At 42.8% G+C, this 13,260-nt stretch carries 14 protein-coding genes and 1 riboswitch; of the genes, 10 read left to right on the top strand and 4 right to left on the bottom strand.

What is annotated here, in order from left to right; genetic code table 11:
* The first annotated feature begins 13 nt into the window (after positions 1-13).
* Together menB and QWT69_RS10555 are read left to right on the top strand one after the other, a co-directional pair.
* Complete coding sequence (gene menB, locus QWT69_RS10560) at positions 14-832, top strand: 1,4-dihydroxy-2-naphthoyl-CoA synthase (protein WP_317965507.1); 819 nt, start codon at positions 14-16, stop codon at positions 830-832.
* A 62-nt stretch (positions 833-894) separates the two neighbouring features.
* Positions 895-2,346: an o-succinylbenzoate--CoA ligase gene (locus QWT69_RS10555; protein WP_317965505.1), complete on the top strand. Its 1,452-nt coding sequence runs from the start codon at positions 895-897 to the stop codon at positions 2,344-2,346.
* Between the two features lie 266 nt (positions 2,347-2,612).
* On the opposite strand, the gene QWT69_RS10550 is transcribed toward QWT69_RS10555, so the two are convergent.
* Both QWT69_RS10550 and yidD read right to left on the bottom strand, forming a co-directional pair.
* Positions 2,613-3,587, bottom strand: coding sequence for a metal ABC transporter solute-binding protein, Zn/Mn family (locus QWT69_RS10550; RefSeq protein ID WP_317965503.1), 975 nt, complete (start codon positions 3,585-3,587; stop codon positions 2,613-2,615).
* 118 nt (positions 3,588-3,705) lie between these two features.
* A complete protein-coding gene (gene yidD / locus QWT69_RS10545; RefSeq protein WP_317965501.1) occupies positions 3,706-3,933 on the bottom strand; it encodes a membrane protein insertion efficiency factor YidD in 228 nt (75 codons plus the stop codon).
* 97 nt (positions 3,934-4,030) lie between these two features.
* On the opposite strand from yidD, the gene QWT69_RS10540 reads away from it, so the two are divergent.
* The 7 genes from QWT69_RS10540 to QWT69_RS10510 all read left to right on the top strand — a co-directional run bounded on the left by QWT69_RS10540 (position 4,031) and on the right by QWT69_RS10510 (position 9,078).
* The gene (locus QWT69_RS10540; protein ID WP_317965499.1) at positions 4,031-4,480 is read left to right on the top strand and encodes a Dps family protein; all 450 of its coding nucleotides are present in this window, start codon (positions 4,031-4,033) and stop codon (positions 4,478-4,480) included.
* 56 nt (positions 4,481-4,536) lie between these two features.
* The gene (locus QWT69_RS10535) at positions 4,537-4,722 is read left to right on the top strand and encodes a putative motility protein (RefSeq protein WP_317965497.1); all 186 of its coding nucleotides are present in this window, start codon (positions 4,537-4,539) and stop codon (positions 4,720-4,722) included.
* A gap of 112 nt (positions 4,723-4,834) precedes the next feature.
* Positions 4,835-6,154, top strand: a complete 1,320-nt coding sequence (locus tag QWT69_RS10530) for an NAD-dependent malic enzyme (protein ID WP_317965496.1) — start codon at positions 4,835-4,837, stop codon at positions 6,152-6,154.
* Between the two features lie 64 nt (positions 6,155-6,218).
* Positions 6,219-6,551 (top strand): transposase, encoded by a 333-nt coding sequence (locus QWT69_RS10525; RefSeq protein ID WP_317965495.1) that lies wholly within the window; start codon positions 6,219-6,221, stop codon positions 6,549-6,551.
* 53 nt (positions 6,552-6,604) lie between these two features.
* Positions 6,605-7,069: an NUDIX domain-containing protein gene (locus QWT69_RS10520; protein WP_317965494.1), complete on the top strand. Its 465-nt coding sequence runs from the start codon at positions 6,605-6,607 to the stop codon at positions 7,067-7,069.
* Entirely contained in the window at positions 7,059-7,844 is a 786-nt protein-coding gene (locus tag QWT69_RS10515) for an alpha/beta hydrolase family protein (RefSeq protein WP_317965493.1), read from the top strand. The genes QWT69_RS10520 and QWT69_RS10515 overlap by 11 nt, the downstream gene beginning before the upstream one ends.
* A 94-nt stretch (positions 7,845-7,938) precedes the next feature.
* Complete coding sequence (locus tag QWT69_RS10510; protein WP_317965491.1) at positions 7,939-9,078, top strand: ABC transporter permease; 1,140 nt, start codon at positions 7,939-7,941, stop codon at positions 9,076-9,078.
* Between the two features lie 72 nt (positions 9,079-9,150).
* Here the strand turns inward: QWT69_RS10510 and pckA are convergent, their stop codons facing one another.
* Entirely contained in the window at positions 9,151-10,737 is a 1,587-nt protein-coding gene (gene pckA, locus QWT69_RS10505; protein ID WP_317965489.1) for a phosphoenolpyruvate carboxykinase (ATP), read from the bottom strand.
* Between the two features lie 173 nt (positions 10,738-10,910).
* Positions 10,911-11,023: riboswitch (SAM riboswitch) on the top strand.
* A 243-nt stretch (positions 11,024-11,266) separates the two neighbouring features.
* Between pckA and metK the strand changes: the two genes are divergently transcribed.
* The gene (gene metK, locus QWT69_RS10500) at positions 11,267-12,415 is read left to right on the top strand and encodes a methionine adenosyltransferase (RefSeq protein WP_317971039.1); all 1,149 of its coding nucleotides are present in this window, start codon (positions 11,267-11,269) and stop codon (positions 12,413-12,415) included.
* 243 nt (positions 12,416-12,658) lie between these two features.
* On the opposite strand, the gene QWT69_RS10495 is transcribed toward metK, so the two are convergent.
* Positions 12,659-13,171: a gamma carbonic anhydrase gene (locus tag QWT69_RS10495; protein WP_317965487.1), complete on the bottom strand. Its 513-nt coding sequence runs from the start codon at positions 13,169-13,171 to the stop codon at positions 12,659-12,661.
* Positions 13,172-13,260: the final 89 nt, after the last annotated feature.

Raw genomic sequence — 13,260 nt, 5'->3', positions numbered from 1 at the left:
GAGGAGGAAAAAAATGACTCGTCAATGGGAAACAATTCGTACATATGAAGACATTAAATATGAAAAGTATAACGGCATCGCTAAGGTGACGATTAACCGTCCGGAAGTGCGCAACGCATTCCGTCCTAAGACTGTAATGGAACTGATTGATGCATTTTCACGCGCAAGAGATGATTCAAGTATAGGTGTCATCATCTTAACGGGTGAAGGCGAGAAAGCGTTCTGTTCAGGTGGAGACCAATCCGTACGTGGTCATGGAGGTTATGTAGGCGATGACGAAATTCCACGTTTGAATGTCCTTGATTTGCAAAGATTGATCCGTGTCATTCCAAAACCAGTAGTTGCAATGGTTGCTGGCTATGCAATTGGTGGAGGACATGTATTACACGTCGTTTGTGACTTGACGATTGCTGCTGATAACGCTCGTTTCGGACAAACTGGTCCTAAAGTTGGCTCATTTGATGCTGGCTACGGTTCAGGTTATCTTGCACGTATCGTTGGACATAAAAAAGCCCGCGAAATCTGGTTCCTATGTCGTCAATATGATGCGCAGGAAGCATTGGATATGGGTCTTGTCAACACAGTCGTTCCATACGACCAATTGGAAGATGAAACTGTTCAGTGGTGTGAAGAGATGCTTGGCATGAGTCCGACTGCACTTCGCTTCGTAAAAGCAGCAATGAATGCTGATACGGACGGTCTTGCAGGTCTACAACAGATGGCAGGGGATGCAACACTTCTGTATTACACAACAGATGAAGCAAAAGAAGGAAGAGACGCGTTTAAAGAGAAGCGCAAACCTGATTTCGGTCAGTTCCCACGCTTCCCTTAATCAATAATGAAATTAAGCTGCCTTTTATCAGGCAGCTTTTTCATTGAATGGAGGTTTTTTCTATGATTCCCAATTGGTTATTACAACGGGCTTATCTCACGCCAAACCGCATCGCATTGTCATTCGGCGATGAACAGTGGACATTCCAGCAACTAAAGGAAGAAGCAATTTCCATTGCTAGTAAGTTGCGGTCGATTGATTTGCAAGAAGGTGATCGAATCGCTCTGCTCGGAGCATCTTCTCCGGAAATGGTGTTTATGATTCATGGATGCTTAGTGGCGGGACTTGAAATTGTCATGCTGAATAATCGGTTGACGACGGAGGAAATTGCTTGGCAACTCACTGATAGTGAAGCAAAAGTATGGATAATCGCAGACGAATTCCAGAACTTGACTGCTCAGAACGAAAATGCGTTTATGACGTTTTCAATGATACAGACACTACCTATAAAGGAATCCCATTTTACAGAATACTGGGAGCCATCCAGAACGATTACAATTATGTATACATCCGGTACAACTGGTTTTCCTAAAGGTGTCCGCCAAACTGCGGACAACCATACGTCAAGTGCACTTTCCTCAGTATTGAATCTCGGATTGGATGAAAATGACTGCTGGTTATGCACGATGCCCCTTTTTCATATTAGCGGCTTTTCCATTCTTGTCAGATCTGTGTTGTACGGAATGGAAGTGAGACTCTATGAGAAATTTGATGCGCAGTCAATAGCTGAAGAAATCTGTCGGGGGACAGTCACCCGAATTTCTGTAGTAGCGACAGGTTTGCAGCGAATACTGTCTGAAATGGAAAAGGTGGATTCCGTCGCAGACCCTATGTTCCGCACGGTTTTAGCAGGGGGTGGGCCGATTCCGAATGATTATTTGGAGAGATCTACGCTACGTCAATTGCCTGTATTGCAGACGTACGGCATGACAGAAACCAGTTCACAGACAGCCACACTATCGGCGGAAGATGCACTGCGTAAATCGGGGTCTGCAGGCAAGCCATTATTTTTCAATCGTATTAAAATTGCAGATGGCAAAAGAGCTGGGGAGATCGGTGAAGTGCTTGTAGCTGGACCGCATGTTACGCCAGGTTATATTGGACATGCTTCGTCTAAAAGTTCACTTGTAGATGGCTGGCTACAAACCGGCGATCTAGGATATATCGACGATGAAGGCTATCTCTATATCGTGGACAGACGTTCTGATCTAATCATATCGGGCGGAGAAAATATATATCCTGCTGAAATTGAGAATATCCTTGCTTCCCACCCAAGAGTTTTGGAAGCAGGAGTGTGCGGCCAAGAAGATAAAGAGTGGGGAAGTGTTCCTGTGGCTTTTGTTGTCGTGGACACTGACTTGTCTGCTGAAGAACTTGATGAGTTCTGCAGGCATCGTCTGGCGAGTTATAAAGTACCGAAGAGATTCTACTTTGTTAAACAATTACCTCGAAATGCTTCGAACAAGTTATTGCGTAGGACATTAAAGACGTGGTTAGATTCTGATGAAAAGTAAAGAAAATGAGGCTGAGACAAAACTAAAATACAGCCCGATTCCCTGCGCTCCAAAAGGCACGCTTTCCGCGGGGCGCGCTTGAGCCTCCTCGTCGCTGACACTCCTGCGGGGTCTCAATATTCGCGCTACATCCCGCAGGAGTCGGCTTTTTTTCGCTCCGGTGCACTCTGATGTTCTAAAAAGTATTTGCTAACAATAAACATACAAAAAGCGTAAAGAATTATTTCCTTTACGCTTTTTGTATGTTATGTCCCAGCCTCATTTTCTTACTGTTGACCGAGTGCTTTTTCAAAAACACTTAAGTTTCGCTCCATCAACGTAAAATAGGTTTCATCCGCATTCAAGTCTTCTTGGGTGCGTACGCCTAAATTATGAAGAGTCAGCGATTCAGCACCAAGCTCTTTACGGACAACTTCTGTTAATTTCGAAGAAACATTTTGTTCAAATAGGATAAACTGAACTTGATTATCTTTTGCCTGTTTGACGATGTTTGCGAGTTGTTTTTGCGATGGTTCATTTTGGGAGTTCAGCCCTGCAATCGCGACTTGCTGCAATCCATAATCTTTTGCAATATAGCCAAAAGCTGCATGCGAAACGAAAAATGTTTTGCTAGAAGCTTGATCTGCCATCTGTTGGAAGCGCTGATCCAACTCTAATAGGTGATCTTCCAGCGCATCAAAGTTCTTTTCAAACGTTTCTTTCTGTTCCGACATTTCACTACTCAAAGAATCTTTGATGGATCTTGCAAGTTCAATGCTTAATGTCGGTGAAATCCACACATGCGGATCCACTTTGCCATGATCGTGATGCTCTTCATCATCATGGTCCTCATGCTCCTCATGTTCATGCTCATTATCACTCAACCGTTCTTCAGAAATAGAATCAGCAGTGGCAACCATTTTGACATGTTGACCTTTCAGTGTTTTTTGCGCGTTTTCAACAAAGCCTTCCAACCCTAGTCCGATATAAAAGAATAGATCGGCTTCCGATAAGGCCATCATATCTTTCTGTGTCGGGTCGAATGAGTGTTCATCTGCACCCGCTGGATAAATCGATTTGACATCTACATAATCTCCGCCAATTTGTTCAGTAAAATATTGCAAAGGATAGACAGTCGTATAAACTGACAGTACACCTTCTTTCCGCTCTGTACTGCTCTCTTTCTCGTCTTTGTTCCCACATGCACCCATTATCAATGTTAGAACAAGTGCGATGGAAACAAGAACTACTCTTTTCTTCATAAGAAGTACCTCCAGTTTCAGTAATAGTAATGATTACGATTTAAGTACTTTCCTATAATACAAGATGCTAAGTAGTTTGGCAATGAAAAAAGAAAAAATACCGGAATCGACCGGTATTTCAATTTTTTATTTCTTTTTCAGGAACGGGATCAAAACCACCTTCATGGAAAGGGTGACATTTTGAAATCCGCCTCACCGCCAACCAGGAACCTTTAACTGCGCCATGTTTCTGCAATGCTTCGATTCCGTAATGCGAGCAAGTAGGATAGAACCGACAAGTTGGGGGAGTAAGAGGAGAAATTACTTTCTGGTAAATTTTAATGATGCCGATCAGTATAGATTTCAATCGTTAAACACCTTACTTTCTGTCATATGTTTAGTTTATTTGTTTTAGTGGTAAATTAACAGAGAGATGCATTATTTAATGGAAAGAGGTTGTTAAAATGAATAAAGAGTTAGTCACAGAATTAAACAAACAAGTATCGACATGGTCAGTCATGTATGCGAAATTGCATAATTATCATTGGTATGTAAAAGGCAAAGAATTCTTCACATTACACGCGAAATTCGAGGAGCTTTACACGGAAGCGACTCTTCATATGGATGAAATCGCAGAACGCGTATTGACACTTGGTGGCGAACCAACTGCTACTTTGAAAGAGCATTTGAACGAGTCTGTCGTCAAAGAAGCAGCAGGTAATGAAAATGCAGATGCAATGGTGAAAACGACTGTTGAAGATTTCGATAAAATCATGAAGTCTCTTAAAAAAGGGATGGATCTTGCAGCCGAAAGCGGAGATGATATGACAGAGGATTTATTAAATGCTGTCTATCAAAGCATCGAGAAGCATCAATGGATGTTGAATGCGTTTCTTGGCGAAGATAATAAGTAATACTTCACTTATCCATTAATCCTCCGATAGTAGAAGTGTGAAGGGAGGATTGGATAATGGACATAAATTCCATAATGGCAAGCCAATTGAGAAGTTTGCAGTCGACCGTTCAAATGAGTGTCATGAGTAAAGCACTGACGATGAATACGTCTGCAGCCACAGAAATGTTGAATGCATTACCAGACCAACCTTCTGTAGCCAGCCATCCTCATAAAGGCACTGTCATTGATAGTAAAGCCTAATCAGAAGCACGAATTCCTGAAGTTTTGGAGTTCGTGCTTTTTGTTATGTTACGATTGGGTATATCGTATAATAGGAATGCTAAAAGCATGTTTTCATAGGAGGAATTTTAGAATGACCCAGATGCAATTTATTCGAAACTTAATCATTGAAACGCCTTCAGTACCCGGCAACTTTGCAAAAGTCGCTGTTGCAATCGGTGAATTGAAAGGCGATATCGGTGATATACAAACAATTAAAGTCGGAACACTTTCGACCATTCGTGATATTTCTATTCAGTTTACAAGCGAAGAGCAATTGGATAACATCGTCGCAGCTGTTAATCGTATTGGAGGCGGTGTATCCGTCCATGCGGTAACAGACGATGTACTTCATGCACACGAAGGCGGTAAAATCGCTATGAAGAGCCGCTTGGAAATCCGTTCACTCGGAGATTTGCGGCGTGTCTATACACCAGGGGTCGCGAATGTCTGTAAAGTAATCCAACAAGATCCTGAACAAGCAAATTATTTTACAGGTATTTCGAATACCGTTGCGATTGTGACAGACGGAACAGCTATTTTAGGATTGGGCAATATAGGTCCAGTTGCCGGAATGCCAGTTATGGAAGGTAAAGCGGTGTTATTTGATCAGTTTGCCGGTATTAGTGCGATTCCGATATTGTTAGATACGAGTGATCCAGACGAGGTTGTTGAAACAGTGAAACATATCCGTCAAGGTTTTGGTGGTATCTTACTAGAAGATATTGGCTCTCCGCATTGTTTTGAAATTGAAAACCGACTTAAAGCGGAACTGGATATTCCTGTGATGCATGATGATCAGCATGGGACAGCCGTTGTAACTTTAGCCTCCGCATTATCTGCATGTAAGCAAACAGGCGTGAAGTTATCCGAATCAAATGTAGGTCAAATTGGTTTAGGTGCTGCCGGTCTTGCCATTAGTAAAATGTTCATGGCGTATGGCGTTAAAGAGATGTATGGAGTGGATCGAAACCAGGATGCTATTAATCGATTGCGAGAAAGTGGCGGCACAATTGCCGGATCTATCGAAGAGCTAATGCAGACATGTGATATTATTGTTGCGACGACAGGCGTGAAAGATTTGATTAAACCTGAATGGGTACGAAAAGGGCAAATCATTTTGGCGTTATCAAATCCTAGTGCTGAAATCGAACCGGAAATCGCACTAAAAGCAGGCGCAGCCTTTGCAGCAGATGGACGACAAGTGAATAATGTGCTTGGTTTCCCAGGGATTTTCAGAGGGGCTTTGGATGCAAAAGCAAAAGACATTACGTATCCGATGTTAATAGCAGCGGCACTTGCAATTGTAGATAGCACTAAACCCGGAGATCTTGTACCGCATCCGTTAGATCCGAATGTACATCTCAATGTCGCTAATGCAGTTGAACGAGTTGCGAACGTAGAAAGAGAATAACTATTAGGCTGTCTGAATCGTTTTTATTGAATGAGCCATACTACTGAAAAAAGGGTGGGTTCATATGGAAAACGAAAAAGTGAAAATGTATGTCTCGATTGGAAATCAGCAGATTTATCCGCATAAGTACGCGTCGCCATGGGAATATGAAGTAGAGATGAGTAAGGAGTTTCTTCCTGTATTCGAGGAGATTTTCAGGCAAATGGACCGGTTGGAATTCAGGAACTTCCTACGTGCACACTTGCCCTATGTCCCTTACCACTATGATAAGAATAATCACGAAGTCGATATGAAAACGATGAAGTTGTATGCATTGATCCATGAATTTTCGGATGAAGGGACGAAAAGGTTTATTGAGGGGTTACCGTTATTTAGACCTGCAGAGATTACGCGTTAACCTTTATAGACTCCGTTCTTCATCACGTAATTGAATGAAAGGACGTGAGCAAAATGATTACATCTTTCAAGGACTTGCAAGGAGCGCATGTCGAGCTGACGTTTGGGAAGAATCGACTGGGAATGGAAGCGAGACATGTGCTTGTTGTCTTAAAACATGAAGGGAAATGGCTGTTGACGAGACATATGGTCCGTGGCATTGAATTTCCCGGCGGTAAAGCAGAAGAAGGTGAAACGGTTGAAGAAGCTGCTATCCGCGAAACGATTGAAGAAACTGGCGTAACGATAAAGAATTTGACTCGTTTTGCAGAGTATGTTGTTAGTAGCGATGTGCCATTTTGCAAAGCGGTATTCACGGCAAATATATCCAGCATCGATGAAAATCCGCAATTGTTTGAAACATATGGTGCGATATGGTTGACGAACGAGGAATTGACAGCTTGCGAAGAGCTGAGTTTTCATATGAAAGATGAAGGGATGCAAGAAATCCGAAAGTGGGTGGAACAATATGGTGACTGACGGCTATATCGTATCCAAGAGAGATTACCCATCTCCGAATCCGCATATCAGGCTACAAGAAATCACGTATTTATCTGATGGATTGAAAGTGAAGGGACTTCTTGCGGAACCGATTGTAGAAGGTAATTATGAAGGGATTGTCTATCTACGCGGGGGAATGCAACATATCGGAATGGTACGTCCTTCGAGAATTGCCCAATTCGCATCACAAGGTTTCATCGTGTTTGCCCCTTACTATCGTGGCAACAGAGGAGGCGAAGGACGTGACGAGTTTGCTGGGGGAGATCGTTCTGACGCAGTGTATGCGGTCGACGTCCTAAAACAACATATGCTTGCCAATAAAGACCGAATCCATCTGTATGCTTTTTCGAGAGGCGGTATCATGGCACTATGGACAGCGATTTTACGTGATGATATTACGTCTGTGGTGACATGGGCTGGCGTTTCGGATGTTGTGTTTACATATAATGAGCGGGAAGATATGCGACGGATGATGAAAAGAGTGATAGGAGGCACGCCCATCAATATGCCAGATGCATACCGAGAGCGGACTGCCTTATTCCGTGCGAATGAGATCGAAGCGAACATCCTAATTATCCATGGCATGAAAGATGAAAATGTATCATTCGAGCAGGCGATTTTATTGGAAGATGCTTTGCGTGAACATGGGCGCACCTATGAAACTTGGTTTTATCCTGAATATACGCATCATTTTCCAGCAGAGCATAACGCACAAACTGTTAGAGATCTTTGTGATTGGATGAAGAAACAGTGAAGGTAAGTAGTTTTAAAAATAACAAGTCAATTCCATTGTAAAAACCGGCATACTCGTTAAAATAGCGTTGGTAACTGGATTCGGATTGTATTTTATGCAAATTGAAAGTATCGATTTTGCAGGTTCCATGCTGTATGGAGCTGTACTAGGAGCTACAGGGATCTTTTTCGGTTCTGTAACAGCCGTCTTTGCACAACTGTCCGAAAGTTCAAGGGGGACTATTGGCTATTCGTTTTCATTACTCGGAATCTCTTATTTAATCCGTGCGGTCGGAGACTCGGGTAATGAAACGATTTCTTGGTTTTCTCCTCTCGGCTGGGTGTTAGGGGCACAAGTATACGTCAATAATTATTGGTGGCCAATCGCGCTAACCTTAGCTATAGGGTTGATCATAGCAACGCTAGCCTTGTATTTGAATGCGATAAGGGATTTAGGGGCAGGATTCATACCAACTAAAGCTGGCAGAAGTGAAGCTTCACGCTTTTTAAGCAGCCCAATTGGCCTTGCATTCAGATTACAGCGAACGGCATTGTATTCTTGGACAGTTGGCATGTTCGTACTCGGGCTCTCGTATGGTTCAGTCATGGGAGATTTAGAATCGTTTTTCGCAGATAATGAAGTGCTTGCTGAGGTGCTGCAACCGGTAGAAGGTTTTACATTGATTGAGCAATTCATTCCAATGCTTATGTCTGTCATTGCGATGCTCAGTACAATTCCGGTGCTGATGGTTTTATTGAAAGTCCGAGGTGAGGAGAAGAAAGGTAGGCTCGATCATTTACTGAGCAATGCAGTTTCTAGGAACCGAATAGTAGGTGGATATGTAGTTTTGGCTATCATCACATCCGTGGTAATGTTATTTATGGGAGTAGCCGGTTTATGGATTGCTGCATCTGCAGTAGTAGATGACAACTTTGGATTTGCAATGTTGCTCAAGGCAGCATTTGTTTACCTTCCTGCCATAGGTGTCATGATTGGCATTGGGGTTTTCTTAATAGGCTATTTCCCTAAGTGGACTAATTTGGTTTGGTATTATCTTATCTATTCGTTTTTCATCGTCTATATGGGAGAATTGCTACAGTTCCAAGATTGGTTTGGAAAACTTTCTCCATTCGGCCATATTCCAAGTGTGCCAGTTGAGGAGATAAGTGTTGTTACGTTAAGTATCGTTATCATTGTGGGAATTGTTTTAGGAGTAATGGGCATGAAACAGTTTAGACATAGGGATATCCAATGAATAATTATTAATATAGCTTTCTGTAAATAAAAAATCCAGGTGTCCTTATAGGCACCTGGATATTTTTGTTTATTAAGCTGTCGGTCCGCCTTTTTCCAAGATATCTTCAGAAACGTGATTGAATTTCTTAAAGTTTTCACGGAAAAGATCAGCCAATTTGTTCGCTTTCTGATCGTATGCTGCTGGATCAGACCAAGCATTGCGTGGATTCAACACTTCTGATGGAACCCCTTCGATTGCTTTTGGCATAGCAAGACCAAATACTTCGTTCTGTTCATATTCTACATCATTCAATTGACCTGCAATTGCTGCACGGACCATTGTACGAGTATGCTTGAGTGACATACGTTTACCAACTCCGTAAACGCCACCAGTCCAACCTGTATTCACAAGGAATACTTGTGCATCATGCTCGTCAATTTTTTTACCGAGCATTTCAGCATATACCGTCGCAGGCAATGGAAGGAAAGGAGAACCGAAGCAAGTCGAGAATGTCGCTTCAGGTGCCGTGATGCCACGCTCTGTGCCGGCAAGCTTCGATGTGAACCCGCTTAAGAAGTGGTACATCGCTTGCTCTTTCGTCAATTTAGAAATTGGAGGCAATACGCCGAAAGCGTCTGCAGTCAAGAAGACGATTGCTTTAGGATGCCCTGCAACTGATGGTGTTACGATGTTTTCAATGTTTTGGATCGGATAAGCAGCACGTGTATTCTCTGTTAAAGAATTGTCGTCATAATCAGGAATACGTGTTTTTTCATCAAGAACAACGTTTTCAAGAACTGAACCGAACTGGATAGCTCCGTAAATTTCAGGTTCTTTTTCCTGTGATAAGTTGATGCATTTTGCGTAACATCCACCTTCGATGTTGAATACGCCGTTATCGGACCAACCGTGCTCGTCATCACCAATCAATTTACGGTGCGCGTCAGCTGATAGCGTCGTTTTACCTGTTCCAGACAAACCGAAGAATAACGCAACATCTCCATCTTCTCCAACGTTAGCAGAACAGTGCATTGGAAGAATTCCACGTTCAGGAAGCAAGTAGTTCATAACGGAGAAAATCGACTTTTTCATTTCTCCTGCATATTCAGTACCTCCAATTAGTACGATACGCTTTTCAAGTGATACAATGATGAAAGTTTCAGATTTCGTTCCATCTACTTTCGGATCAGCTTTGAATGAAGGAGCCGCAAGAATTGTAAATTGAGCTTCATGTGTCTTCAATTCTTCTGCCGTTGGGCGGATGAACAAATTATGAACGAACAGGTTTTGCCATGCGTATTCGTTAATGACTTGGATTGACAGTTGTGAATCCTTGTCAGCGCCTGCGTAGCCTTTGAAAACGAATAGTTCGTCTTTAGTTTTTAAATGGTCAAGTACTTTCGTATATAATGAATCGAAAATTTCTGTGGAGATTGGGCGGTTCACTTTACCCCAATCGATTTTATCTTTCGAAGAATCTTCTTCGACAGTGTATTTATCCTCAGGAGAACGGCCAGTATACTTTCCAGTTCGTGCAGTAATTGCACCGTCTGCAGAAAGTTCTGCTTCTCCACGTGATGTAGCTTTTTCAACCAATTCCGCCACTGAAGGCTGGATGTTGATGTTGTTGCCTGAAAGCAATTCATTTAGACCGATTTCAATTTTCGCTGAGATCATAAGTTTCGTACCGTCCTTTGCATGTAATCCCATTGAATGGGTATCATCACATTTCGTAAATAGTATAACACATTACGTATAATAATCTATACTAATTCAAAACTCAAGTATGTATCAGAGAAACTATTTGACAAAATCCAATCTTTTTCGTAGCATTGTTAGATGAACGGATACTCTTATCCCGAGCTGGTGGAGGGACAGGCCCTATGAAACCCGGCAACCTGCGCAGGAATTTCTGCGAGAAGGTGCCAACCTGGAGCAAGGTTGAATCCTTGGACGATAAGAGTGAAAGGTGCTGCTTTTGAAAATATGCCTTTCCTCATGTATTTACGTGAGCGAAGGGCTTTTTATATTCATTTTCTTGGCCCTTAATCCTTGTGTATGTTGACGTCGACTCTCTTCAGGCGTGGAACAAACTGGGACAATTAGAGTACCGTATCAATATTAACAAGCCGTTAAGGAGGAAACTACATTGACAATTCGCCGACTGTTTACATCTGAATCGGTAACAGAAGGACATCCTGACAAAATGTGCGACCAAATTTCGGACGCCATATTGGATGCGATCCTAGAAGAAGACCCAAACGCGCGTGTTGCGTGCGAAACAACTATCACTACAGGATTAGTATTGGTGATCGGGGAAATTACAACGACTACGTATGTGGATATTCCAAAAGTCGTCCGTGATACAGTGAAAGAAATCGGCTATACAAGAGCGAAATTCGGATTTGACTGGGAGACGTCTTCGGTCTTGACATCGATCGACGAACAGTCACCTGACATAGCAGCAAGTGTCGATCAGGCACTTGAAGCACGTGAAGGGACAATGAGTGATGAAGAGCTTGATGCAATTGGAGCGGGAGACCAAGGGTTAATGTTCGGGTATGCATGTAACGAAACACCTGAACTTATGCCTTTGCCAATCAGTCTATCTCATAAGCTGGCACGTAGACTTGCACAAGTACGTAAAGAGGAAATCCTCGATTATTTACGTCCCGATGGAAAGACGCAAGTGACGGTTGAATACGATGAAAACGACAAACCTGTCCGTATTGACACAATTGTTATCTCAACTCAACATCACCCGGATGTCACACTCGAGCAGCTTCAACGGGAAGTAAAAGAGCATGTCGTCTTACCGGTAGTCCCAACTGAGTTATTAGATGATGAAACAAAATACTTCATTAATCCATCAGGAAGATTCGTCATTGGCGGACCACAAGGGGATGCAGGTCTTACTGGTCGTAAAATCATCGTCGATACGTATGGTGGTTATGCACGTCATGGTGGCGGTGCATTTTCTGGAAAAGACGCAACGAAAGTTGACCGTTCAGCGTCTTACGCAGCCCGCTATGTTGCGAAGAATATTGTTGCAGCAGGACTTGCTGACCGTTGTGAAGTTCAGTTGGCTTATGCGATTGGAGTTGCAAGCCCCGTTTCCATCTCAATTGATACGTTTGGAACAGGCACGTTAACAGAGAGTAAGCTCGTAGAAATCGTCAGGGAGTTATTCGATCTGCGTCCTGCCGGTATTATCAAAATGTTGGATCTGCGCCGACCAATCTACAAACAAACAGCAGCCTACGGACATTTCGGACGTACGGACATTGACCTTCCTTGGGAGCAGACGGACAAAGCAGCTGATATTAAAGAAAAAGCCGGTTTGGCTGTTCGATAAGAGAGACAAAACACGGAAAGCGAGGACAATCCTTGCTTTCCGTGTTTTTTTAATGAATGAAACCAATTGGGCGCAAAGCCGTCCAACATTATAGCAAGGCAAGAATGAAAGGGGGAGACATATGGCATTCAGCTTATTGTTGTTGCTCTTAGTTGCAGGTGTTGTTTCAATCGTCATTATAGGCGTAGTCATCATGGCAATCATGATGAGAAAGTAAAAAAACTGCCCATGAAAGCAGCTTTTTCACTTTTGCATACTTTTATAAATCTGTCCTTTTTCGACATAACTATCGATCACCCGTTGCATATCTTTTCGATCTTCATCATTTAATTCACGGACAACTTTTGCAGGTGAACCGAGCGCAAGGCACCCAGCAGGAATCTTCTTACCGGGGGGAACGAGCGCTCCGGCACCGATGAAAGCACCTTCGCCGATTTCAGCGCCATCCAAAATGATGGAGCCCATTCCGATAAGTGCACCTTTGCGGATGATACAACTATGTAAAAGTGCTTTGTGACCGACCGTAACGTCATCTTCAATGACTAATGTCTTACCGGGACTCTGATGCAGACAGCTAAGATCTTGAATGCTGACGCGTTCACCAATAATTGTCGGCGCAACATCTCCGCGAATGACAGCATTGAACCAGATGGAGCTATTAGCGCCAATCGTCACATCTCCTGATATGGTCGTATAATCCGCAACAAAGACAGAAGGGTCGATTTGCGGTGACTTTCCATTGTAAGGGTAAATCATGAACGTCTCCTCTTTTCTAAAAATCGTGTATAATTTATCGTATCATAAAACCTAGCCCTCCATGAAGTGAACGTCCTTTATGGTGGGGA

The organism is Sporosarcina oncorhynchi, from assembly GCF_033304615.1.
Taxonomy (GTDB): Bacteria; Bacillota; Bacilli; order Bacillales_A; family Planococcaceae; genus Sporosarcina; species Sporosarcina oncorhynchi.
Note: the sequence above shows the minus strand (reverse complement) of the source record. Positions and strands in the feature narration are given on the sequence as shown.

What these genes read in the sequence shown, in the direction of transcription:
- menB (WP_317965507.1), top strand. Translation starts at nt 14, where the DNA reads ATGACTCGTCAATGGGAAACAATTCGTACATATGAAGACATTAAATAT.
- QWT69_RS10555 (WP_317965505.1), top strand. Translation starts at nt 895, where the DNA reads ATGATTCCCAATTGGTTATTACAACGGGCTTATCTCACGCCAAACCGC.
- QWT69_RS10550 (WP_317965503.1), bottom strand. Translation starts at nt 3,587, where the DNA reads ATGAAGAAAAGAGTAGTTCTTGTTTCCATCGCACTTGTTCTAACATTG.
- QWT69_RS10540 (WP_317965499.1), top strand. Translation starts at nt 4,031, where the DNA reads ATGAATAAAGAGTTAGTCACAGAATTAAACAAACAAGTATCGACATGG.
- QWT69_RS10535 (WP_317965497.1), top strand. Translation starts at nt 4,537, where the DNA reads ATGGACATAAATTCCATAATGGCAAGCCAATTGAGAAGTTTGCAGTCG.
- QWT69_RS10530 (WP_317965496.1), top strand. Translation starts at nt 4,835, where the DNA reads ATGACCCAGATGCAATTTATTCGAAACTTAATCATTGAAACGCCTTCA.
- QWT69_RS10525 (WP_317965495.1), top strand. Translation starts at nt 6,219, where the DNA reads ATGGAAAACGAAAAAGTGAAAATGTATGTCTCGATTGGAAATCAGCAG.
- QWT69_RS10520 (WP_317965494.1), top strand. Translation starts at nt 6,605, where the DNA reads ATGATTACATCTTTCAAGGACTTGCAAGGAGCGCATGTCGAGCTGACG.
- QWT69_RS10515 (WP_317965493.1), top strand. Translation starts at nt 7,059, where the DNA reads ATGGTGACTGACGGCTATATCGTATCCAAGAGAGATTACCCATCTCCG.
- QWT69_RS10510 (WP_317965491.1), top strand. Translation starts at nt 7,939, where the DNA reads ATGCAAATTGAAAGTATCGATTTTGCAGGTTCCATGCTGTATGGAGCT.
- pckA (WP_317965489.1), bottom strand. Translation starts at nt 10,737, where the DNA reads ATGATCTCAGCGAAAATTGAAATCGGTCTAAATGAATTGCTTTCAGGC.
- metK (WP_317971039.1), top strand. Translation starts at nt 11,267, where the DNA reads ATGTGCGACCAAATTTCGGACGCCATATTGGATGCGATCCTAGAAGAA.
- QWT69_RS10495 (WP_317965487.1), bottom strand. Translation starts at nt 13,171, where the DNA reads ATGATTTACCCTTACAATGGAAAGTCACCGCAAATCGACCCTTCTGTC.